Here is a 19,205-nt window from a genome sequence, read left to right as displayed (position 1 = left end):
GAGTTCCCTGATGCGTCGTCTTCACCGACCCGCCACCGCCGCGGTCGCTGCCGGCCTGATCGCCGTCACCGCCCTGCTCCCGCTGAGCCGGGTCGACGCCGCCGACCAGGCGAAGCAGGCGCTGCGGATCTCGGCCTCGGACGGCGTCAGCCTGGCCGCGACGCTGACCGGCCCCGGGCCGCTGACCGCCCGGCCGACCGTCGTCGAGTTCACCCCGTACGGCGAGAACGGAGCGACCTTCACGGTCGGGCCGGACTACAACTTCCTGACCGTCCAGGTCCGCGGCACCGGCGACAGCGACGGGTCCTTCGACGTGCTCGGGCCGCGCTCGCAGAAGGACGTCGTCGACGCGCTGACCTGGGCCTGCGCCCAGCCGTGGAGCAACGGCGAGCTGGCGATCGCAGGCTTCTCCGCCAGCGCGATCATCATCTTCAACTCGCTGCACCAGGAGCTCCCCTGCGTGAAGGCCGCCGTGCTGCGGTCGGGCACGTTCGAGCTCTACCGGGACCTGCTGGTCCCCGGCGGGGTCCCGAACTCGGTGCCCGGTCTCGCGGTGCTGGGCGGTATCGGCGGTCTCGCGCTGGTCCAGGGGCCGCAGCGGCTCGCCAGGAATCCCTCCTCGGCTCTCGGCGTGATCACCGGCCTGCTCAGCGCGGGCTTCAACGCCGGCCTGCTGCACCCGACGCTGGACACGTACTGGCGCGAGCGCGGCTTCCGCGGCAACGTCAACGACATCCCGACGCTGCTCATCGACGGCGCGTTCGACGTCGAGCCGCGCGGTGACTACCAGGCCTTCCAGCAGCTCCGCGCCGACGGCGGCGACCCGCACCTGCTGGTCGTCGGCGGCCACGACGGCGCGCCCCGCGGCACCGACAACGGGGTCGCCGACATCGCCCGCTGGTTCGACCACTACGTCCGCGGGGTCGACAACGGCATCCAGAACGAGCCCGCCGTGCAGATGCTGCTCGCCAACGGAGACCGCGAGGACATGCTCGCCGGCGACTTCGTCCGGCTCGAGGGCTCCGACTGGCCGATCCCCGGGACGACCTGGAACGAGCTGACGCTGTCCAAGGCGAAGTCCGGCAAGGCGGTGTCGCTCAACGACGGCAGCCTCAAGCTCGGTACGCCGGACGCCGGCACCACCAAGCAGCTCTACCCGGCGATCACCTCGCTGCCGACGAACACCGACCCGAACACGATCGCGACCATCGCGGGAGGCGACGGGGGTCCGCTCAACAAGCTCGCCGACTTCATCCCGGCGCTGACCAACATGAACCTGACCAACCTCACCGGGCTGACCTACACCAGCGGCCCGTTGTCGCAGCCGGTCACCGCGGCGGGGCCGGCGACCCTGGACCTGCGGCTGGCCAGCCTGATGCCGACGACCAACATCTGGGCGGTGATCTCGGACGTCTCCCCGGACGGCCAGGCGCACCCGATGGCCGTCGGCCGGCTCAACACCGCGTTCCCGGACGTGGTGCCGGGCAAGTCGTTGTACTCGGCGGGCCAGCTGGTCCAGCCGTACGGCGACTACGCGAACCCGCGGGTCGGCCTGCTCGGGGTGCCGCGGACCTATCACGTGGAATTCTGGCCGATCGCGAACCGGTTCCAGGCCGGCCACCGGATCCAGCTCTCCATCGTGGGGCAGTCCGCGCTCTCGCTGCCGTCGCTGCCGTCGCTGAACACGGTCACGATCGGCGGCACGAGCGGGTCCCGACTGATGTTCCCGACCGTCCCGGGAAGCGATCTGGCGGCGGCGCTTCCCTGATCTCGGGGCCGGTCGAGAATCTTTTTTGAGGATTCTCGGCCGGAGGTGTCGAATGGGGCCGATCAGCGCGACGTCTGGGTGTACGGCGATTCCGTACACCAACCGATGCCTGAGGAGGCTCCGATGAAGTACATGCTGCTGCTCCGCCACGAACCCGAGACCGGCCCGGCCGAGGGGACCCCCGAGTTCGACGCCGAGATGGCCTCCTGGGGCGAGGTGATGGGCGAGCTCGCCCAGGCCGGCTCGATGGTGGCTGCGCACGGCCTCGACACCGAGGCGACCGCGACCACCGTCCGGATCCGGAACGACGAGGCGCTGGTCTCGGACGGTCCCTTCGCCGAGACCAAGGAGTCGTTCTTCAGCTACATCATCATCGATGTAGCTGATCTCGACGCCGCCCTCGGCTGGGCCAAGAAGATGCCCAACGCGACGTACGGGTCGGTCGAGGTCCGGCCGCTGTCGAGCCACGAGCAGGACGCTTGACCGAGGCCGACGAGGCCGTCGAGCGGGCGTATCGCGAGGAGTGGACGACACTCCTCGCGACGCTCGCCGGCCAGCTCGGCGGGGACGTCGGGCTCGCCGAGGAGGCCGTGGCCGATGCCTTCGCCGCCGCGGTGGCCGAGTGGCCGGCGCGCGGCGTACCGGCGCGGCCCGGGGGCTGGCTGACCACGGTCGCCCGCCGCCGGGCCATCGACCGGCTGCGCCGCGAGGCCACCCGCTCGGCTGCGCTCGATCGCCTGGAGACCCTGATGAGAGATGACGCCCCGCCCGAGGTGGAGCCGCCCGACCGGAGCGGTCTGGACGACGACCGCCTCCGGCTGCTCTTCACCTGCTGCCACCCCGCGCTGGCCCTCGAGGCCCGGGTCGCGCTCACCCTCCGGGTGGTGGGCGGCCTGGAGGTCGCCGAGGTGGCGCGCGGGCTGCTGACCACCGAGACCACGATGTACCAGCGGCTGGTTCGGGCGAAGAAGAAGATCAAGTCCGCCCGGATCCCCTACCGGGTGCCGGACGCCGAGGAGCTCCCGGACCGCCTGCACGGCGTCCTGCACGTGCTGTACCTCGTCTACACCGAGGGCCACGTGGCCACCCAGGGCGACCGCCTGGTCCGGGCCGACCTCTGCGGTGAGGCCGTCCGGCTGGGGCGCCTGGTCGTCGCGCTCCTGCCGGTGGATCCCGAGGCGCTGGGACTGCTGGCGCTGCTGCTGCTCACCGACGCCCGCCGGCCGGCGCGCACGGATGCCCAGGGCCGTCCGGTGTCGCTGGAGGACCAGGACCGGGGGCGCTGGGATCCGGACGCGATCGCCGAGGGGACGGCGGTCCTCGACCGCGCTCTGGCGCTGAGGTCTCCGGGTCCGTTCCAGGTGCAGGCGGCCATCGCCGCGCTGCACGCCACCGCACCGCACTGGGACGCCACCGACTGGCCGCAGGTGGCCGCGCTGTACGGCGAGCTGTCGCGGTTGGCGCCCTCGCCCGTGGTGACGATCAACCGGGCGGCCGCGCTGGCCTACGCCGACGGCCCGCACGTCGGCCTGGCCCTGCTGGACACCCTGGAGGTCGACGAGCGGCTCGACCGCTACCAGCCGTTGCACGCGACCCGGGCCGAGCTGCTGCGCCGGGCCGGTGACGCCGACGGGGCGGCGCGTGCGTATCGCCGTGCCATCGAGCTGACCCGGAACGACGCCGAACGTGCGGCGCTGGAGGGGCGCAGTCGCCTGCTCTGAGTCGCCTTGGGTTGCTGACACTGTGTCGCTATGATGGCGACACAGTGTCGACAACAATGAGGGGACACCGATGTACGTCGCTCTGCGAGACCTCCGGGCCGCACGAGGAAGGTTCGCGCTGGTCGGGCTGGTGATCGCGTTGGTCGCGTTCATGACGACCCTGCTGACCGGGCTGGCCGCCGGACTCGTCGACGACGGGATCTCCGGGCTGCGCCAGCTGCCGTTGACCCAGCTGGCGATGGAGCCGTCCTCGGGCGGAACCTTCAGTCGCTCGGTGCTCACCGAGGAGAACCTCGCCCCGTGGCGTGCGGTCGACGGCGTCGAGGCCTCGCCGATCGGCGTCTCGTTCGCGAACGCCAAGGACCCGCGCGGCAAGACCGTGAGCATCGCCCTCCTCGGTGTCGACGAAGGCAGCTTCCTGGCGACCCGACCCGAGGCCCGTGACGCGCTCGCTGGTCCGCCCGGTCTGGTGCTCAGCCACGAGCTCAAGGAGGAGGGCATCGAGGTCGGGGACGAGCTGGTGGTGGCCGGCAGCGACATCCGGCTCCCGGTGCTCGGCTTCACCTACGCCGGCTCCTACGGCCACGTCGACATCGCGTTCACCCAGCTCACCACCTGGCAGCAGGTCTTCTACGGCGACAGCGCCCGCGGGCGGTTCTCCGCGGTGGCCCTGCGCAACGAGGGCGGCGAGGAGGTGCCGGCCGCCACGGTCGCCCGGGTGGACCGCGCCGCCGGCACCGAGACGCTGACCAAGACCGAGGCGTACGCCGGGTCGCCGGGCTACTCGGGCGAGACCCAGACGATGAGCCTGATCCGAGGGTTCCTGCTGGTCATCTCGGCGCTGGTGGTCGGCGCGTTCTTCACCGTCTGGACCGTGCAGCGCACCCGGCAGATCGCCCTGCTGAAGGCGATCGGTGCGTCGACGTCGTACGTCGTCCGGGACGCGCTCGGCCAGATGGCGGTGGTGCTGGTCGCGGCCACCGCCACCGGCGCCGCGCTGGCCTGGCTGCTCGGACTGGCGATCAGCGGCACCGACGTCCCGTTCCGGCTGGAGCTGATGCCGGTCCTCGGCGCCGTCTCCCTGCTGTTCACCCTCGGACTCGCCGGCTGCCTGGCCGCCGTCCGACGGATCACCCGCGTCGACCCGGCCGGCGCCCTGCGCCAGGTCGACTGAGAGGAGCCGAACCATGTCCCTCCAGCTCAACGGCATCACCGTGACCGTCCGAGACGGTCGCACGGACCTGATCATCGTCGACGGTGTCGACCTGGCGGTCGCCGCCGGCGAGACCGTCGCCCTGACCGGCCCGTCCGGGTCGGGGAAGTCGACGCTGCTCTCCGTCGCCGGACTGCTGCTGCGCCCGACCGCGGGCCGCGTCACGGTCGCCGGGGTCGACGTCACCGACCTGAAGGACCGCGCGCGGACCCGGCTGCGCGGGACCACGATCGGTGTGGTCTACCAGGCGGCCAACCTCTTGCCGTCGCTCACCGCGCGTCAGCAGGTGGAGGTGGTGGCGCACGTCAACGGCCGCCTCGACCGGACCGCGCGGGGCCGCGTCGTCGAGCTGCTCACCAGGGTCGGGCTCGAGGACCGCCTCGACGCGCGCCCGGGAGAGCTCTCCGGCGGCGAGCGCCAGCGGGTCGCCCTGGCGCGGGCCCTGATGATGGAACCGACCGTGCTGCTGGCCGACGAGCCGACCGCCGCCCTCGACCCGGCGCGCGCCGCCGAGGTCAACGCCCTGCTCCTGGAGGAGGCTGGCCGGTGGGGGACGGCCACCCTGCTGGTCACCCACGACGGCGCGGACGCGGCCGGGGCCGACCGCGAGATCCGGTTGGAGCGTCCGGCCTCTATCGTGGTCTGACCATGCCCCGGATCAGCGCTGCGACGATCGCCGAGCACGTGGCCCACCAGGAGGCCGCGGTGATCGACGCCGCGCGCCGGCTCTTCGACGCCCGCGGCTACCAGCAGGTCTCGCTGCGCGACATCGCCGAGGAGGTCGGGCTCAGCCGGACCTCGCTGTACCGGTACTTCCCGACCAAGGCGCACCTGGTGCAGGGCTGGTTCGAGGCGGCGATGGTGCCGTTGGTCGACGCGAGCGCCGCGGCCGTCGCCGGGGACGGCTCGGCTGCCGACCGGCTCGATCGCTGGCTCGTCGTGCAGCTCGACTTCATCCTGGACGACGAGCACACCGCGCTGGTCTCGGCGTCGCTGGCCTCCGAGGACCTTCCCGACGAGGTGCGCGAGCACATCGGCGCCCGGCACCGCGAGCTCTACGCCACCCTGGTGCCGTTGCTCGAAGGCCCTGCCGGAGCGGATCGTGCGCTCGTCCGGACCCGCACCCTGCTGATCGCGGGCCTGGTCCGGTCGGCTGCCGACCTGGTCCGCGCCGGTGTCGCCCGCGACCGGGTGGATGCCGAGCTCTCCCGGAGCGCGCTCGCCGTCGCCGAGCTGGCTCCGGGCCGGCGGGGGTAGGGAAACCACCTGTTCTGGTGCATTTCGGTGGTCAGGAGCTGAGCCGGCGCTGATCCTGGCTCCATGACCAAGCGCGCTCTGCTCTGCTCCGCTGCCGTGATTGCGCTGGGGGCCGGGCTGGTCGCACCCGTGCCGGCGGTCGCCGTACCGCTCGACTTCGTGACACCCCGAGCCGCCGCGAAGACGCTGGCGGCGAACTTCTCGCACGCGGCGTTCCTGGACGCCAACGGCGGGGTCTGGGCGAGCGGGTTCCAGAAGGACGGTGCCCTGGGCGACGGCGTCGCTGCCGAGTCGTCGGTCGACGACCCGGTGGCAGCACCGTTGCCGGCGGGAGTCAGCGGGACGAAGGTCGACGTCGGGGGCGACGTCACCGTCGTCCTCGGGGACAACGGTGTCGTCTACGGCGCCGGCCGCAACGACGCCGGCCAGCTGACCGGGACCGGAGCGAAGAGCACCCTGACCGCCTTCACCTGGTCGCCGTCCGTGGTGGCACCGCCCGCGATCGTCGACGTCGCGACCGCCGACTCCTCCGGAGTAGGCGGCCATACGATCGCCCTGGGTGCCGACGGACTGCTGTACGAGACCGGCGCGCGCGACGGCGGTCCGGCAGCCGCCACGGCCCTGCAGCTGTTCTCGCCGTCCCTCCCCGCCGGCGCCGGTACGCCGACCAGCGTGGTCGCCGGCACCGGGGACGTGCTGGTGGTCACCGACACCGGCCGGTTGTACGGCATCGGTTCCAACATCACCAGCCGCCTGGGAGGCGACTGGGTCGATGCGACGACCTGGGTGCGGCTCGACACGACCGCCGGCGTGGTCGCCGCGGTCGCCGGCTACGGCCACACCTCCTGGTTGACCTCGACGGGGGCGCTCTACGGCGTCGGCAGCGATGCCCACGGCCAGCTCGGCAACGGCGACCCGAAGGCGGCCAGCTCGACGCCGGTCCAGGCTCCCGGCGTGTGGACGGGGATCGCCGGCGAGGGCGGCGACTCGACGACGGCGCTGACCAGTGCCGGCGCGGTGTACGTCCTCGGCCGGCAGCCGGACTTCAGCGACGCCACCAGCCCCGCGCTCGTCGCCGGCAGCGCCGGGCTCGTCGTCAGCGAGATCGGTGCCGGGGCCACCACCCAGCTGATGCGCACCGTCGACGGCAAGGTGTACGGCGCCGGCCAGCAGAACTTCGCGCAGCTCGGGTCGGGCAGCAACCCGATCACCTCCTGGCGGGTGCAGGACGACCAGCCGACGGTCGCGACCGCCTCGATCCTCCCGGCCGGTCCGGTGCAGGTCGGCCGCACCCTGACGGCGGGGGCCGGATCGTGGGTGCCGGCGCCGGCGACCACGACGTACGAGTGGCGCTACGGGACCGGGCCGGGCTCGGTCGTCGCCGGGACGTCGCAGGACTTCACGCCGTTGCCCGCGGACCTCGGCAAGGACCTGCACCTGCTGGTCAACGTCAGCGGAGCCGACCTGGTGCCGAGCTCGCGGCAGGCCGATGTCGGCACGGTCCTCCCCGGCGCGTTCACCGGTGGCGGCAACCCCGTGGTCGCGGGAACGAACGGCGTCGGGAAGAAGCTCACCGCCAGCGTCGCGGCGACCGTCCCGGCGTCGGCGACGACCTGGCAGTGGTACCGCGACAATGCGGCGATCGCGGGGGCGACCGGGCCGGCGTATACGCAGGTCAGGGCCGATGCCGGACGTCAGCTCGTCGTGCGAACCACCCGGGCTCTCACCGGGTACGTCTCGGTGACCACGGGCTCGGTCGCGCGCCGGGTCCCGGCCTTCAGCACCTCCCGGCCGACGATCACCGGCAAGGCCAGGAAGGGCAGCCGGCTCGTCGCGAGCAAGGGCGGCTGGTCGGCGTACGGGCACACCTTCACGGTGCGGTGGTACCGCAACGGCAAGCTGATCGCCGGGGCGACCCGGTACGGGTACGTCGTCACCAAGAAGGACAAGGGCAGGACCCTCACCGTACGGGTGACCGCGAAGCGGGCGGGGTGGCCGGCGGTGGTCGTCGTGAGCGCCGGCAAGCGGATCGCTCGCTGACCTGACCTGCCGGGCTGGTCCGGCGCTTCGGCGCAGCGGCTGCGGGTCCTACCGGGTGCGGGCGCGTGCAGCGATCCGGGTGCCCAGGTCGTCCAGCTCGTCGGCGAGCGCTGCGGCAACCCAGATCTGGTTGCGGGTCCGGGTCGTGAGCGGTCGGATCACTCCCGACTCGTGCAGGGTGCGGATCGCGGCGTACACGCTGGACGTCGCTCCTCCCGCGCGCTCCGCGGCCTCGTCGGCCGAGAAGACCGGGTTGTCCAGCAGGCCGTCGAGGATCTTCGCAGCAGCGCTGCCGCGTCTCGGGCGACCGGCGGAGGTGCGCCACTCCTCGGGCATCACCGCCAGGCGGCTCGCAGTGGCCCGGGACTCCTGTGCCGCGATCCGGGACCCCGTCGCGAAGGACTCGATGATCGGACCGGCGTCGCCGTCGCGGTAGGCGCCGAGGGCGTCGAAGTACGACTGCCGCCGCGCGACGATTGCGGACGCCAGCGGGACGACGACCCTCCTGGTCGTGGCGCGTTTGCGCAGCACCGTGTTGATCAAGGCGCGACCGATCCGTCCGTTGCCGTCGGTGAAGGGGTGGATCGACTCGAACTGGGCGTGGGTGATCGCCGCCTGGGTGAGGACGCCGATGTCGGTGCGATTGGCGAATCGGAGCAGGTCGTCCAGGTACGCGACGACCGTTCGTGCCGGTGGCGGAACGTAGGAGGCGTTCCGGGGCGAGTGGTCCGATCCCTCGATCCAGTTCTGCAGGTCGCGGACCCTGCCTGCGTAGGCCCGCTCGCGCGGATCCTCGGCCATCAGGACTGCGTGCGCCCGGAGCAGGTCGGCCAGGTCGATCGGTGCACCGTCCTGGACGGACTCGATCAGGTCGCCCAGAGCGCGGGTCGAGGCGACCATCGAGGTGGCAGAAGCGTTCGACGTGATGCCGTGCAGCGCGCGGGCGTAGTCGTCGACGGAGGCCTCGACGTGCTCGATCTTCGAGGAGGCGACCGATTCGGCCCGCAGCAGGAGAGTGGAGAGGGACCCCAGGTGCTCGCCATGGGTCTCGTCCAGAGCTGCGATCTCGCGCAGGGCGTCGTCCATGTCCGCGGCCACTGCGGCGGGAACGCTCGGCTCGATGTCGGCGATCTCGGGTGGCAACCAGACGGTGACCTCCCGGAGCATCCGGTCCTCCCGGGTACCGCCCCGGACGGTCTGCCGCCACGGCTCGACGGTACGGCGGTGCGCGGCGATCGCGACCGAGGTGCCGTCCGGGGGCCTGCTGGGCGCCATGCGTCCTCCTAAGTCGGAATATCGTACTCGTTATTCCGACTTAGAGTGTCTAACTCGGAATAACGACGCGGTTGTTCCGAGTTGGAGGCCGCGATCGAGGGGCGACACCGCACCAGGTCGCCCCTTCCGACGAGGCCCGCACGACGCAGAAGACCCCCGCCGAAATTAGCGGCGGGGGTCTTCATGCAGGTCAGCGACCTGCGGGTGGTGGCCAGGGGCGGGGTCGAACCGCCGACCTTCCGATTTTCAGTCGGACGCTCGTACCAACTGAGCTACCTGGCCAACAGCGCAGAAGCATACCGGGAACGTTCGGGGTCGCCGAATCGGGCCGAACCCCTTGCGAGAGTCGGAGTGGTCGGGTAGAACTGGACACCTGTCCAATCAAGTGTCCAGTAAGGCTCTCACCTCATGCCCAAGCCTGTTCACCCCGACCGTCGCCCCGCCGTCGTCAGCGGTGCCTCCTCGGGGATCGGCGCGACCACCGCGCTGACCCTCGCCGCGGCCGGCTTCCCGGTCGCGCTCGGCGCCCGCCGGGTCGACAAGTGCGCGGAGATCGTCGAGAAGATCCGGGCCGAGGGCGGCGAGGCGATCGCGCACCCGCTGGACGTCACCGACCAGCACTCGGTCGACGCGTTCGCCAAGGCGGTCGCGACCGACTTCGGTGACGTCGAGGTGCTGGTCTCGAACGCCGGGCACGTCTCACCCGGGATCATCCACGAGGTCGATACCGAGCGGTTCGCCACCGAGATCGACCTCAACCTGCTCGGGGCGCACCGGCTCGTCCGCGCGTTCGTGCCCGGGATGGTCGAGCGGCAGCGCGGGGACGTGCTCTTCGTCAGCTCCGACGTCGCCGTCCGTGCCCGGCCGTTCATGTCGTCGTACGCGGCCGGCAAGTGGGGGCTCGAGGGGATGGCGCACGCGATGCAGATGGAGCTCGAGGGCTCCGGCGTCCGGGTCAGCATCGTCCGACCCGGCCCGACCTGGAGCGAGATGGGCACCGACTGGGAGGACGCCGCCGCCGGCGACGTGCTCACCGGCTGGATCAAGTTCGGCCTGGCCCGGCACTCGCACTTCCTCAAGCCGAAGGCGCTCGCCGACGCGATCGCGACCGTCGTCAGCGCGCCGCGTGGCGTGCACCTGAACCTGATCGAAGTGAACCCCGAAGCACCTTTGGAGGAGAAGTGAGCGTCTCGACAGGCTCGACGTCCGGGGACGCGACGGTCGGCATCACAGCGATCCCCGAGGTCTCGCGCCGCTTCCCCGAGAGCGAGCACGGCCACCTCGAGGACCTCCGCGACGACCCGATCGACCTGCTGCACCGGGTCCGCGACGAATGCGGCGACATCGGCCGCTTCCGCCTCGCCGACCGCGACGTCGTCCTGGTCACCGGTGCCGAGGCGAACGAGGCCTTCTTCCGGGCGCCCGACGAGATCCTCGACCAGGCGGCGGCGTACCCGTTCATGACCCCGATCTTCGGCAAGGGCGTCGTCTTCGACACCACCCCGGAGCAGCGCCAGGAGGCCCTGAAGAACCAGGCGCTCAAGGGCGAGATGATGCGCGGCCACGCGGCCACCATCGAGAACGAGATCAACCAGATGGTCGCCGGCTGGGGCGAGGAAGGTGAGATCGACCTGCTGGCGTTCTTCGCCGAGCTCACCATCTACACGACCTCGGCCTGCCTGATCGGGATGCCGTTCCGCTCCGAGCTCGACGGCCGGTTCGCCGAGTACTACCACGAGCTCGAGCGCGGCACCGACGCGCTGGCGTACGTCGACCCGTACATGGAGGGCGTCGAGTCCTTCGAGATCCGCGACGCCGCCCGGCTCAAGCTGGTCGACCTGGTCCAGGCGATCATCGACAAGCGCCACGTCCGCGGCAAGGTCGCCCGCGAGGACCGGGACCTGCTCGACATCCTGATCTCGCTGAAGAACGAGGACGGCACCGACCACTTCACCGCCGACCAGATCACCGGGATGTTCATCTCGATGATGTTCGCCGGGCACCACACCTCCTCCGGTACGGCGGCCTGGACCCTGATCGAGCTGCTCCGCAACCCGTCGGTGATGGCCGGCATCGTGGCCGAGCTCGACGACCTGTACGCCGATGGCAGCGAAGTGTCGTTCCAGGCGCTGCGTTCGATCCCGAACCTGGAGGCCACGCTCAAGGAGACCTTGCGCCTGCACCCGCCGCTGATCCTGCTGCTGCGGGTGGCGCAGGAGGAGTTCGAGATCGGCGGCCACGTGCTCCCGGCCGGCACCATGGTCGGCTCCAGCCCGCGGGTCTCCAACCGGATCGCCGAGGACTTCCCGGACCCCGACGCCTTCGACCCGGGCCGCTACCTGGACCCGAACCAGGCCGACCTGCAGAACCGCTGGACCTGGATCCCGTTCGGTGCCGGCAAGCACCGCTGCGTCGGCAACGCGTTCGCGATGATGCAGCTCAAGGCGATCTTCTCGGTGCTGCTGCGCGACTACACCTTCGAGATGACGCAGCCCTCGGAGTCCTACGCCGACGACACCTCGAAGATGGTGATCCAGCTCGCCAGTCCGGCGAAGGTCCGCTACCGGAAGCGCCGCCCGGACGTCGAGCCTGTCGAGACGCGGTGACGTGCCCGTGAAGGTGACCGCCGACCTGGAGCTCTGCCAGGGACACCAGATGTGCCAGTTCGAGGCGCCGGAGGTCTTCGGCCTGAACGACGCCGAGGACAAGGTCGTGCTGCTCGACGAGACCCCGCCCGAGGACCTGCGCCCGCAGGTGCTCCAGGCGATCAAGTACTGCCCCGCTATGGCTCTCTCACTGGAGGATTGATGAGTACAGACTTCACCCGCGCCGAGCTCGAGGAGTTCTGGGACTCCTGGCTGGCCGTCAACCGCGAGGCCGAGCGGATCGGCGACTGGCGGATCATGGCCGAGCACTACGCCGTCGACGCGACGTACGGCTGGATGTACTCGCCCGACGAGCACTTCATGGCCGTCGGCCGCGACCAGATCCGGGACTGGGCGATCGGCATCGAGATGGACGGCCTCGATGGTTGGCACTACGACTACCAGGCCTCGCTGATCGACGACGCCAAGGGCATGATCGTCGGCTTCTGGAAGCAGAAGTCCGGCATCCTCGACGACGCCGGCAAGGAGTTCGAGATCCTCGGCATCGGCGGCTCCTGGTTCGGCGTCGAGCGCCAGACCGAGGGGGAGGACGCCGGCAAGCTGAAGTTCGCCTGGCAGCGGGACTGGTTCGACATGCCGTCGACCTCGCACACGTTCATCGAGATCATCAAGGCGGACAAGGCGCCGGACACGCTGCTCAAGCGGATGTCGGTCGCCGGGCACGGGGTGCCCGGGCACTACCACTACGAGGACATCCCCTCGCCGGTCTGGCCGCCGCCGGTCGAGCGCGGGGACTACCTCACGCAGGCACCGACCGACGTCTCGACGACCGGTGGGACGGAGGTCGAGAAGTGAGTACGCCGGCACCGCTCCAGCTGATCGACGGCAAGCTGGTCCCGGCGAGCGACGGGGCGACGTACCCGATCCTCAACCCGGCCACCGGCGTCGAGATCGGCCAGGCCCCGGACAGCACCGCGGGCGACGTCGAGGCGGCGATCGCGGCCGCCCGCCGTACCTTCGACGGGACCGACTGGTCGACGAACCTGGAGCTCCGGGTCCGCTGCATCCGCCAGCTCCAGCAGGCCCTCTACGACCACGCCGACGACTTCAAGGCGCTCACCACGGCCGAGGTCGGGATGCCGGGCTTCATGATCGGCGCGGCCGGGTTCGACGGCCCGGTCGACGGGCTGACCTTCGTCGCCGACACCGCCGAGGCCTACGAGTTCGAGACCGACCTCGGGGTCGCCTCGCCGATGGGCATCCCCAGTCGCCGGACCGTACGACGGGAGCCGGTCGGCGTCGTCGCCGCGATCACGCCCTGGAACGTGCCCACCCAGATCAACCTCGCCAAGGTCGCTCCGGCCCTCGCCGCGGGTTGCACCGTGGTGCTCAAGCCGGCCCCGGACACCCCGTGGCTGGCCTACGAGCTGGGTCGGCTGGTGGCCGAGCACACCGACATCCCGGCGGGCGTCTTCAACGTCGTCGCCCCGAAGGACAACGCCGTCGCCGCGGTGCTCACCACCGACCCGCGGATCGACATGGTCTCCTTCACCGGGTCGACCCAGACGGGCCGTGCGATCATGGCGGCCGCGGCGCCGACGCTGAAGAAGGTCTTCCTCGAGCTCGGCGGCAAGTCCGCCGCGATCGCGCTCGACGACGCCGACGTCGCCGCGGTCGCGGGCGCCACCGCCTTCGCCGCCTGCATCCACGCCGGCCAGGGCTGCGCGATCACCACCCGGCTGGTGGTCCCGCGCGACCGGTACGACGAAGCGGTGCAGGTGGCCGCCGCGACGATGGAGTCGATCGGCGCCAAGGACCCGACCGACCCGGGCACGATCTGCGGCCCGGTGATCTCGGCGGTCCAGCGCGACCGGGTCGAGGGCTACCTGAAGCTCGCCGTCGAGGAGGGTGGCACCTTCGCCACCGGCGGCAAGGTGATCGACCAGGACGGCTACTGGATCGAGCCGACCGTCGTCGCCGGGCTCGACAACTCCTCGCGGCTGGCGCAGGAGGAGATCTTCGGGCCGGTGCTGGTCGTCATCCCGCACGACGGTGACGACGATGCCGTCCGGATCGCGAACGACTCGGCGTACGGGCTCTCGGGCTCGGTCGACTCGGGCTCGCTGGAGCGGGCCAAGGCGGTCGCCGCCCGGATCCGCACCGGCACCCTCGCCGTCAACGGCGGCGTCTGGTTCAGCCCGGACGCCCCCTTCGGCGGCTACAAGCAATCCGGCATCGGCCGGGAGATGGGCGTCGCCGGGTTCGAGGAGTACCTGGAGACGAAAACGATCGCCGAACCGGCGTAAGGGAGTAGAGAGATGCGTTTCACCGACAAGGTCGCCATCGTCACCGGCGCCGCCCAGGGCATCGGCGAGGCCTACGCCAAGGCGCTCGCCGCCGAGGGCGCGGCCGTGGTCGTGGCCGACCTCAACGAGGACTCCGGCAAGCAGGTCGTCGCGGCCATCGAGGGCGCCGGCGGCCAGGCGATCTTCGTCCGGACCGACGTCGCCGACGCCGCCTCCGCCACGGCGATGGCCGACGCGGCGGTCGAGGCGTTCGGCGGCATCGACCTGCTGGTCAACAACGCCGCGATCTACGGCGACATGGCCTTCGACCTGCTGATCACCGTCGACTGGGACTACTACAAGAAGTTCATGAGCGTGAACATGGACGGCGCCCTGGTCGTCACCCGTGCGGTCTACGGCCACATGGCCAAGCGCGGCGGCGGCTCGATCGTCAACCAGTCCTCGACGGCGGCCTGGCTCTACTCGGGCTTCTACGGTCTCGCGAAGGTCGGCATCAACGGCCTCACCCAGCAGCTCGCCCACGAGCTCGGCGGCCAGAACATCCGGGTCAACGCGATCGCTCCCGGTCCGGTCGACACCGCCGCCACCCGCACCCAGGCCGGCGACGCGGCTCACGACATCGTGAAGAACAGCCTCGCGATCAAGCGGATCGGCCAGCCCGAGGACATGGTCGGCGCCTGCCTGTTCCTGCTCTCCGACGAGGCGTCCTGGGTGACCGCGCAGATCCTCGACGTCGACGGCGGGCAGGTCTTCCGCGCATGAGTCAGCGTGTGGGATTCATCGGCCTGGGCAACATCGGGAAGCCGATGGCGCTCCGGCTCGCCGGCTGGGAGGGCGGGCTCACCGTCTTCGACCTCGCCCCCGAGCCGCTCGCCGACGCCGAGAAGGCCGGCGCCCGCATCGCGGCGAGCGTCGCCGGGCTGGCCGCCGAGTGCGGGGTGATCTCGGTGATGGTGAACACCGACGACCAGGTCCGCGAGGTGATGGGGGAGATCCTCGGAGCGGCCCGTCCGGGCACCGTCGTCGCGGTGCACTCGACGATCTCTCCGGACCTGCCTCCGCGGCTCGAGGACCTCGCCGGCCGGCACGACCTGCTCTTCGTGGACGCCCCGGTGAGCGGCGGCGCGATGGGGGCCGACGCCGGCACCCTGGCGATCATGGTGGGCGGCAGCGACGAAGCCTTCGCCGCGGTGAGCGGCCCGTTCGCGCTGATGGGCAGCGAGGTCGTGCACTGCGGACCGGCCGGCAACGGTACGGCGGCCAAGCTCGCCCGCAACCTGCTGCACTTCGTCGCGTTCACCGCGACCGGCGAGGCGCTCCGCCTGGCCGAGGCGTCCGGGATCGACCTGCAGGCGCTGGGCCGGGTGGTCCGCCACACCGACTCGATCACCGGCGGTCCCGGAGCGATCATGCACCGCAGCACCGCCCAGGAGATGGAGCCCGGCGACGGCTGGGTCTCGATCTTCGAGCACGTGCACGCGCTGGGCGCGAAAGACCTGGGCCACGCGATCGAGCTGGCCGACCGGCTCGGGGTCGAGGTGCCGATGGCGCGCTTCGCGCAGGACAACCTGCGGGGCGCGCTGGGACTGCCGGCCCCGACCGAGGACGAGGAGAACTGAGATGGGCAAGTTCGACGACCTTCCCGAGATCCGCCGCAGCGGCCTGGAGAAGATGGAGCAGGTCTACGGCTTCGAGATGAACGACATGGAGGGGGACTTCTTCCGCTACACCGCGGACCACCTCTTCGGCGACATCTGGCGGCGCCCCGGCCTCGACGACCGCGACCGCCGGCTGCTGCTGATCGGGATGCTCTGCACCCACGGTGCTCAGGACGTGCTCTCGATCCAGATCCCGGCGGCGTACAAGGCCGGCGAGCTCGACGCGGACCAGCTCCGCGAGATCGTCATCATGGTCTGCCACTACGCCGGCTGGCCGGTCGGTGCCCGGCTGAACAGCCTCGTCGAGGACACGATCGCGAAGGGTCGCTGACGTGGTTTCCGGCTCCGATCCGATGACCTCGCACCTGCGTCTTGGCCTGAACCCGCGCCAGGTCGAGACCGTCGAGAAGCTCCTGCTCGCCGGTGAGGTCGAGCTGGAGGAGGTCGGCCCGGAGGCGCTCACGATCCGCACGGTCGCCCAGCGGGCGGGGGTCTCGCCGGCGACGGCGTACACCTACCTGGCCTCGAAGAACCACCTGTTCGCGGAGCTCTTCTGGCGCCGGATCGTCACCGAGCCGGGCCCGGAGCCGGAGGGCGCGACCCCTGTCGACCGGATCCGGGTCGTCACCCGGCACTACGCGACCATGCTCGGCCGCTCGCCGAACCTGGCGACGGCAGCGAACATCGCACTGCTCGGCACCGACCCCGAGGTCGAGCGGTTGCGGATCGTGATCGGTGCCGAGTTCGTGAACCGGTTCCGCGACGCGATCGGCGAACCCGCCGACCCGCGGGTGATGGAGGCGCTTACCTTCGCGTTCTCCGGCGCCCTCCTGCAGGCCGGCATGGGCCTGATGACGTACGACGAGCTCGGCCAGCGCCTCGACGATGTCGTGGCCGTGATCATGGAAGGTCACTGAGATGACGACCGACGCGGGCCGGTGCCCGATCAACTTCGACCACTACGACCACGCCCTCCAGGACGACCCGTACCCGACGTACGCGCGCCTCAGGGACGAGGCGCCGCTGTACCACAACGAGGAGCACGACTTCTGGGTGATGTCGCGGCACGCGGACCTGCACAAGGCGTTCCGCACCGACGACACGTTCTCCAACAAGATGGGCGTCTCGCTCGACCCGAGCGCCTGGAACGAGAGTGCCTACCTGGTGACCTCGTTCCTCGGCATGGACCCGCCGGACCAGACCCGACTGCGCAAGCTGGTCTCGCGCGGGTTCACCCCGAAGCGGGTGGCTGACCTGGAGCCGCGGATCCGCGAGATCAGCGACCAGTACCTCGACGCCGCCGTCGCCCGCGGCAGCTTCGACTGGATCGGCGACTTCGCCGGCAAGTTCCCGATGGACGTGATCTCCGAGATGCTCGGGGTGCCGGTCTCCGACCGGGACGAGGTGCGCACGTATGCCGACCTGCTGGTGGTGCGCGAAGACGGCCTGCGCGACGTGCCACCGGCCGGGTTCGAGGCGGCCGGCTGGTTGTTCGGCTACTACGCCGAGCTGATCGCCGACCGGAAGGCGAACCCGTCCGACGACCTGGTCTCCGCCCTCATCAACGCCGAGGACGAGGGCCAGCGGATGACCGACCAGGAGCTCACCGCGTTCCTGTTCCTGATGGTCGTCGCCGGCAACGAGACCACTACCAAGCTGCTCGGCAACGCGGTCGCCAACATCAGCAAGCACCCCGAGCAGCGGGCGGCCGTCTTCGCCGACGCGTCCCTGGTCGAGCCCTGGATCGAGGAGACGCTGCGGTTCGAGGCGTCCAGCCAACTGCTGGCCCGGCTGACCGTCAAGGACTTCACCGTCGACGGCGTCACCTGTCCGGCCGGGTCGAAGCTGATGTTCAACATCGGCGCGGCGAACCACGACCACGAGGTGTTCACCGACGCCGAGTCTTTCGACATCCGCCGCGACAAGGCCGAGCTCGCCAAGCACATCGCGTTCGGCGGCGGCCGGCACTTCTGCCTGGGAGCGAACCTGGCCCGGCTGGAGGCGAAGATCGCGCTCGAGCGGCTGGTCGAGAAGTGCTCCTCGATCGAGGTGAACGGCGAACCGCAGCGGTTCTACTCGGCCAACGTGCGCGGCTACGCGTCCCTCCCGGTGCAGACGACGGCACGATGACGACCAGCCGGTACGCCGACCTCAGCCGTGACGAGCTCGCGGTGCTGGTCCCGGAACTGCTGCTGATCGGGCAGCTGATCGACCGCTCCGGGATGGCCTGGTGCATCAGCGCCTTCGGTCGCGAGGGGATGGGGCAGGTCGCGATCGAGGAGTGGATGGCGGCGAGCCCGATCTACACCGGTCGGATGCAGCGGGCGCTCGGCTACGAGGGCACCGACGTGATCACGATCTTCAAGGGCCTCCAGCTCGACATCGGCGCCCCGCCGCAGTTCATGGACTTCCGGTACGCCGTCCACGACCGCTGGCACGGGGAGTTCCACCTCGACCACTGCGGCGCGCTGATGGACGTCGAGCCGATGGGCGCCGAGTACGTGCGCACGATGTGCCACGACATCGAGGACCCGACCTTCGACGCGACGGCGGTGGCGACCAACGCGAAGGCGCAGGTCCGCCCGGTGCACCGGCCGCCGCGGCTGCCGGCCGACCGGAGCCCGCACTGCGCCTGGACGGTGATCATCGACGAGTCGCACCCGCCGGTGAGCGAGTCGGCCGACTGCACGGCGCTGCGCTCGTCGCGGGCCGCGCTGACCGAGCTGGCACCGATCGTCCCGGACGGAGAAGGCCGCTCCGACTACAGCGGGGACCTCCTCGCCGACCTGGACTTCGCCGAGTTCTCGCACGCGGCGCTGGTCCGGATCGCCGACGAGGTCTGCCTGCAGATGCACCTGCTCAACCTCGGCTTCCTGCGGGCGATCGACCGTCGCACCGAGGCGGACCAGTACCGCGAGATCGCGACCAAGCAGCTCGTCGGGATCGCCGGCGTCGCGGCCGGCCGGATCCGCGCAGCACTGGGTCTTCCGGCCGACGAGGCCGGCGCGCTCCGGGTGCTCGCGCTGCACCCACTGCTCAACCCGGCCGCCTACGTCGCCGCGACCATCGGCGACGCGGTGACCGTCTCCCACGGCCCCGCCCACCACGACGGCGCCTGGATCACCCTGGTCGGCCCGGACGCGGTGGCTCCGTTGCAGGCCGCGGTCCGTGCGGTCGACCCGCACCTGGACGTCGAGGTCACCGGCTCGGAGCAGGCCTGGACGGCGCACGTCCTACGGCGGGAGGAGGCGGCGGCCGAGGCCGGCGAGGTCGCGGTCACCCGGTTCAGCACCGGCGCATCGTTCGCGTTCGAGCACCGCAAGGCGATCCCGATCACCGTCCTGTGAACCTATGCTGAGCC

The 19,205-nt window shown here is 71.1% G+C and carries 19 protein-coding genes and 1 tRNA gene; 18 read left to right on the top strand and 2 right to left on the bottom strand.

Translation table 11 applies throughout. The features are described from left to right. Positions 1–10 precede the first annotated feature (10 nt). The 7 genes from EFK50_RS18895 to EFK50_RS18865 all read left to right on the top strand — a co-directional run bounded on the left by EFK50_RS18895 (position 11) and on the right by EFK50_RS18865 (position 7,999). A complete protein-coding gene (locus EFK50_RS18895) occupies positions 11–1,768 on the top strand; it encodes a CocE/NonD family hydrolase (RefSeq protein WP_123229156.1) in 1,758 nt (585 codons plus the stop codon). A gap of 123 nt (positions 1,769–1,891) precedes the next feature. Then, the gene (locus EFK50_RS18890; protein WP_123229155.1) at positions 1,892–2,251 is read left to right on the top strand and encodes a YciI family protein; all 360 of its coding nucleotides are present in this window, start codon (positions 1,892–1,894) and stop codon (positions 2,249–2,251) included. Next, positions 2,248–3,489 (top strand): RNA polymerase sigma factor, encoded by a 1,242-nt coding sequence (locus EFK50_RS18885; protein ID WP_123229154.1) that lies wholly within the window; start codon positions 2,248–2,250, stop codon positions 3,487–3,489. The genes EFK50_RS18890 and EFK50_RS18885 overlap by 4 nt, the downstream gene beginning before the upstream one ends. Before the next feature lie 70 nt (positions 3,490–3,559). Further along, on the top strand, positions 3,560–4,663 hold the full coding sequence (locus EFK50_RS18880; RefSeq protein WP_123229153.1) for an ABC transporter permease: 1,104 nt from the start codon (positions 3,560–3,562) through the stop codon (positions 4,661–4,663). A gap of 13 nt (positions 4,664–4,676) precedes the next feature. Continuing rightward, positions 4,677–5,348, top strand: a complete 672-nt coding sequence (locus tag EFK50_RS18875) for an ABC transporter ATP-binding protein (protein WP_123229152.1) — start codon at positions 4,677–4,679, stop codon at positions 5,346–5,348. Positions 5,349–5,350: 2 nt separating this feature from the next. Next, a complete protein-coding gene (locus EFK50_RS18870; protein WP_123229151.1) occupies positions 5,351–5,959 on the top strand; it encodes a TetR/AcrR family transcriptional regulator in 609 nt (202 codons plus the stop codon). 63 nt (positions 5,960–6,022) lie between these two features. Next, complete coding sequence (locus EFK50_RS18865) at positions 6,023–7,999, top strand: RCC1 domain-containing protein (RefSeq protein WP_123229150.1); 1,977 nt, start codon at positions 6,023–6,025, stop codon at positions 7,997–7,999. A gap of 48 nt (positions 8,000–8,047) precedes the next feature. Here the strand turns inward: EFK50_RS18865 and EFK50_RS18860 are convergent, their stop codons facing one another. After that, positions 8,048–9,274 carry a Fic family protein gene (locus EFK50_RS18860; RefSeq protein WP_123229149.1) on the bottom strand — a complete coding sequence of 409 codons (1,227 nt, stop codon included), beginning with the start codon at positions 9,272–9,274 and terminating at the stop codon, positions 8,048–8,050. A 205-nt stretch (positions 9,275–9,479) separates the two neighbouring features. After that, positions 9,480–9,556 (bottom strand) — tRNA-Phe (locus tag EFK50_RS18855). Positions 9,557–9,682: 126 nt separating this feature from the next. Between EFK50_RS18855 and EFK50_RS18850 the strand changes: the two genes are divergently transcribed. The 11 genes from EFK50_RS18850 to EFK50_RS18800 are packed head-to-tail and all read left to right on the top strand — an operon-like array spanning position 9,683 to position 19,191. Then, complete coding sequence (locus EFK50_RS18850; RefSeq protein WP_123229148.1) at positions 9,683–10,459, top strand: SDR family oxidoreductase; 777 nt, start codon at positions 9,683–9,685, stop codon at positions 10,457–10,459. Continuing rightward, complete coding sequence (locus EFK50_RS18845) at positions 10,456–11,880, top strand: cytochrome P450 (RefSeq protein WP_281274061.1); 1,425 nt, start codon at positions 10,456–10,458, stop codon at positions 11,878–11,880. The genes EFK50_RS18850 and EFK50_RS18845 overlap by 4 nt, the downstream gene beginning before the upstream one ends. Position 11,881: 1 nt before the next feature. Then, positions 11,882–12,082 carry a ferredoxin gene (locus EFK50_RS18840; RefSeq protein ID WP_221177484.1) on the top strand — a complete coding sequence of 67 codons (201 nt, stop codon included), beginning with the start codon at positions 11,882–11,884 and terminating at the stop codon, positions 12,080–12,082. Then, positions 12,082–12,735, top strand: coding sequence for a nuclear transport factor 2 family protein (locus tag EFK50_RS18835; protein WP_183407918.1), 654 nt, complete (start codon positions 12,082–12,084; stop codon positions 12,733–12,735). Before EFK50_RS18840 ends, EFK50_RS18835 begins: the two co-directional genes overlap by 1 nt. Continuing rightward, entirely contained in the window at positions 12,732–14,186 is a 1,455-nt protein-coding gene (locus tag EFK50_RS18830; RefSeq protein ID WP_123229147.1) for an aldehyde dehydrogenase, read from the top strand. Before EFK50_RS18835 ends, EFK50_RS18830 begins: the two co-directional genes overlap by 4 nt. Positions 14,187–14,198: 12 nt before the next feature. Further along, positions 14,199–14,948 carry an SDR family oxidoreductase gene (locus EFK50_RS18825; RefSeq protein ID WP_123229146.1) on the top strand — a complete coding sequence of 250 codons (750 nt, stop codon included), beginning with the start codon at positions 14,199–14,201 and terminating at the stop codon, positions 14,946–14,948. Next, positions 14,945–15,805, top strand: coding sequence for an NAD(P)-dependent oxidoreductase (locus EFK50_RS18820; RefSeq protein WP_123229145.1), 861 nt, complete (start codon positions 14,945–14,947; stop codon positions 15,803–15,805). Before EFK50_RS18825 ends, EFK50_RS18820 begins: the two co-directional genes overlap by 4 nt. A gap of 1 nt (position 15,806) precedes the next feature. Continuing rightward, positions 15,807–16,175, top strand: a complete 369-nt coding sequence (locus EFK50_RS18815) for a carboxymuconolactone decarboxylase family protein (RefSeq protein ID WP_123229144.1) — start codon at positions 15,807–15,809, stop codon at positions 16,173–16,175. Between the two features lies 1 nt (position 16,176). Next, positions 16,177–16,761 (top strand): TetR/AcrR family transcriptional regulator, encoded by a 585-nt coding sequence (locus EFK50_RS18810; protein ID WP_221177483.1) that lies wholly within the window; start codon positions 16,177–16,179, stop codon positions 16,759–16,761. Between the two features lies 1 nt (position 16,762). Next, entirely contained in the window at positions 16,763–17,974 is a 1,212-nt protein-coding gene (locus EFK50_RS18805) for a cytochrome P450 (RefSeq protein WP_123229143.1), read from the top strand. Next, positions 17,971–19,191, top strand: coding sequence for a hypothetical protein (locus EFK50_RS18800; RefSeq protein WP_123229142.1), 1,221 nt, complete (start codon positions 17,971–17,973; stop codon positions 19,189–19,191). Before EFK50_RS18805 ends, EFK50_RS18800 begins: the two co-directional genes overlap by 4 nt. Positions 19,192–19,205 lie beyond the last annotated feature (14 nt).

This window comes from Nocardioides marmoriginsengisoli (assembly GCF_003725695.1).
GTDB classification, from domain to species: Bacteria; Actinomycetota; Actinomycetes; order Propionibacteriales; family Nocardioidaceae; genus Marmoricola; species Marmoricola marmoriginsengisoli.
This window is presented reverse-complemented; position numbering and strand designations above follow the sequence as displayed.

Bases quoted from the DNA above. Each gene is read 5' to 3' on its own strand.
- EFK50_RS18895 (WP_123229156.1), top strand. From the start codon at position 11: ATGCGTCGTCTTCACCGACCCGCCACCGCCGCGGTCGCTGCCGGCCTG.
- EFK50_RS18890 (WP_123229155.1), top strand. From the start codon at position 1,892: ATGAAGTACATGCTGCTGCTCCGCCACGAACCCGAGACCGGCCCGGCC.
- EFK50_RS18880 (WP_123229153.1), top strand. From the start codon at position 3,560: ATGTACGTCGCTCTGCGAGACCTCCGGGCCGCACGAGGAAGGTTCGCG.
- EFK50_RS18875 (WP_123229152.1), top strand. From the start codon at position 4,677: ATGTCCCTCCAGCTCAACGGCATCACCGTGACCGTCCGAGACGGTCGC.
- EFK50_RS18870 (WP_123229151.1), top strand. From the start codon at position 5,351: ATGCCCCGGATCAGCGCTGCGACGATCGCCGAGCACGTGGCCCACCAG.
- EFK50_RS18865 (WP_123229150.1), top strand. From the start codon at position 6,023: ATGACCAAGCGCGCTCTGCTCTGCTCCGCTGCCGTGATTGCGCTGGGG.
- EFK50_RS18860 (WP_123229149.1), bottom strand. From the start codon at position 9,274: ATGGCGCCCAGCAGGCCCCCGGACGGCACCTCGGTCGCGATCGCCGCG.
- EFK50_RS18850 (WP_123229148.1), top strand. From the start codon at position 9,683: ATGCCCAAGCCTGTTCACCCCGACCGTCGCCCCGCCGTCGTCAGCGGT.
- EFK50_RS18835 (WP_183407918.1), top strand. From the start codon at position 12,082: ATGAGTACAGACTTCACCCGCGCCGAGCTCGAGGAGTTCTGGGACTCC.
- EFK50_RS18825 (WP_123229146.1), top strand. From the start codon at position 14,199: ATGCGTTTCACCGACAAGGTCGCCATCGTCACCGGCGCCGCCCAGGGC.
- EFK50_RS18820 (WP_123229145.1), top strand. From the start codon at position 14,945: ATGAGTCAGCGTGTGGGATTCATCGGCCTGGGCAACATCGGGAAGCCG.
- EFK50_RS18815 (WP_123229144.1), top strand. From the start codon at position 15,807: ATGGGCAAGTTCGACGACCTTCCCGAGATCCGCCGCAGCGGCCTGGAG.
- EFK50_RS18805 (WP_123229143.1), top strand. From the start codon at position 16,763: ATGACGACCGACGCGGGCCGGTGCCCGATCAACTTCGACCACTACGAC.
- EFK50_RS18800 (WP_123229142.1), top strand. From the start codon at position 17,971: ATGACGACCAGCCGGTACGCCGACCTCAGCCGTGACGAGCTCGCGGTG.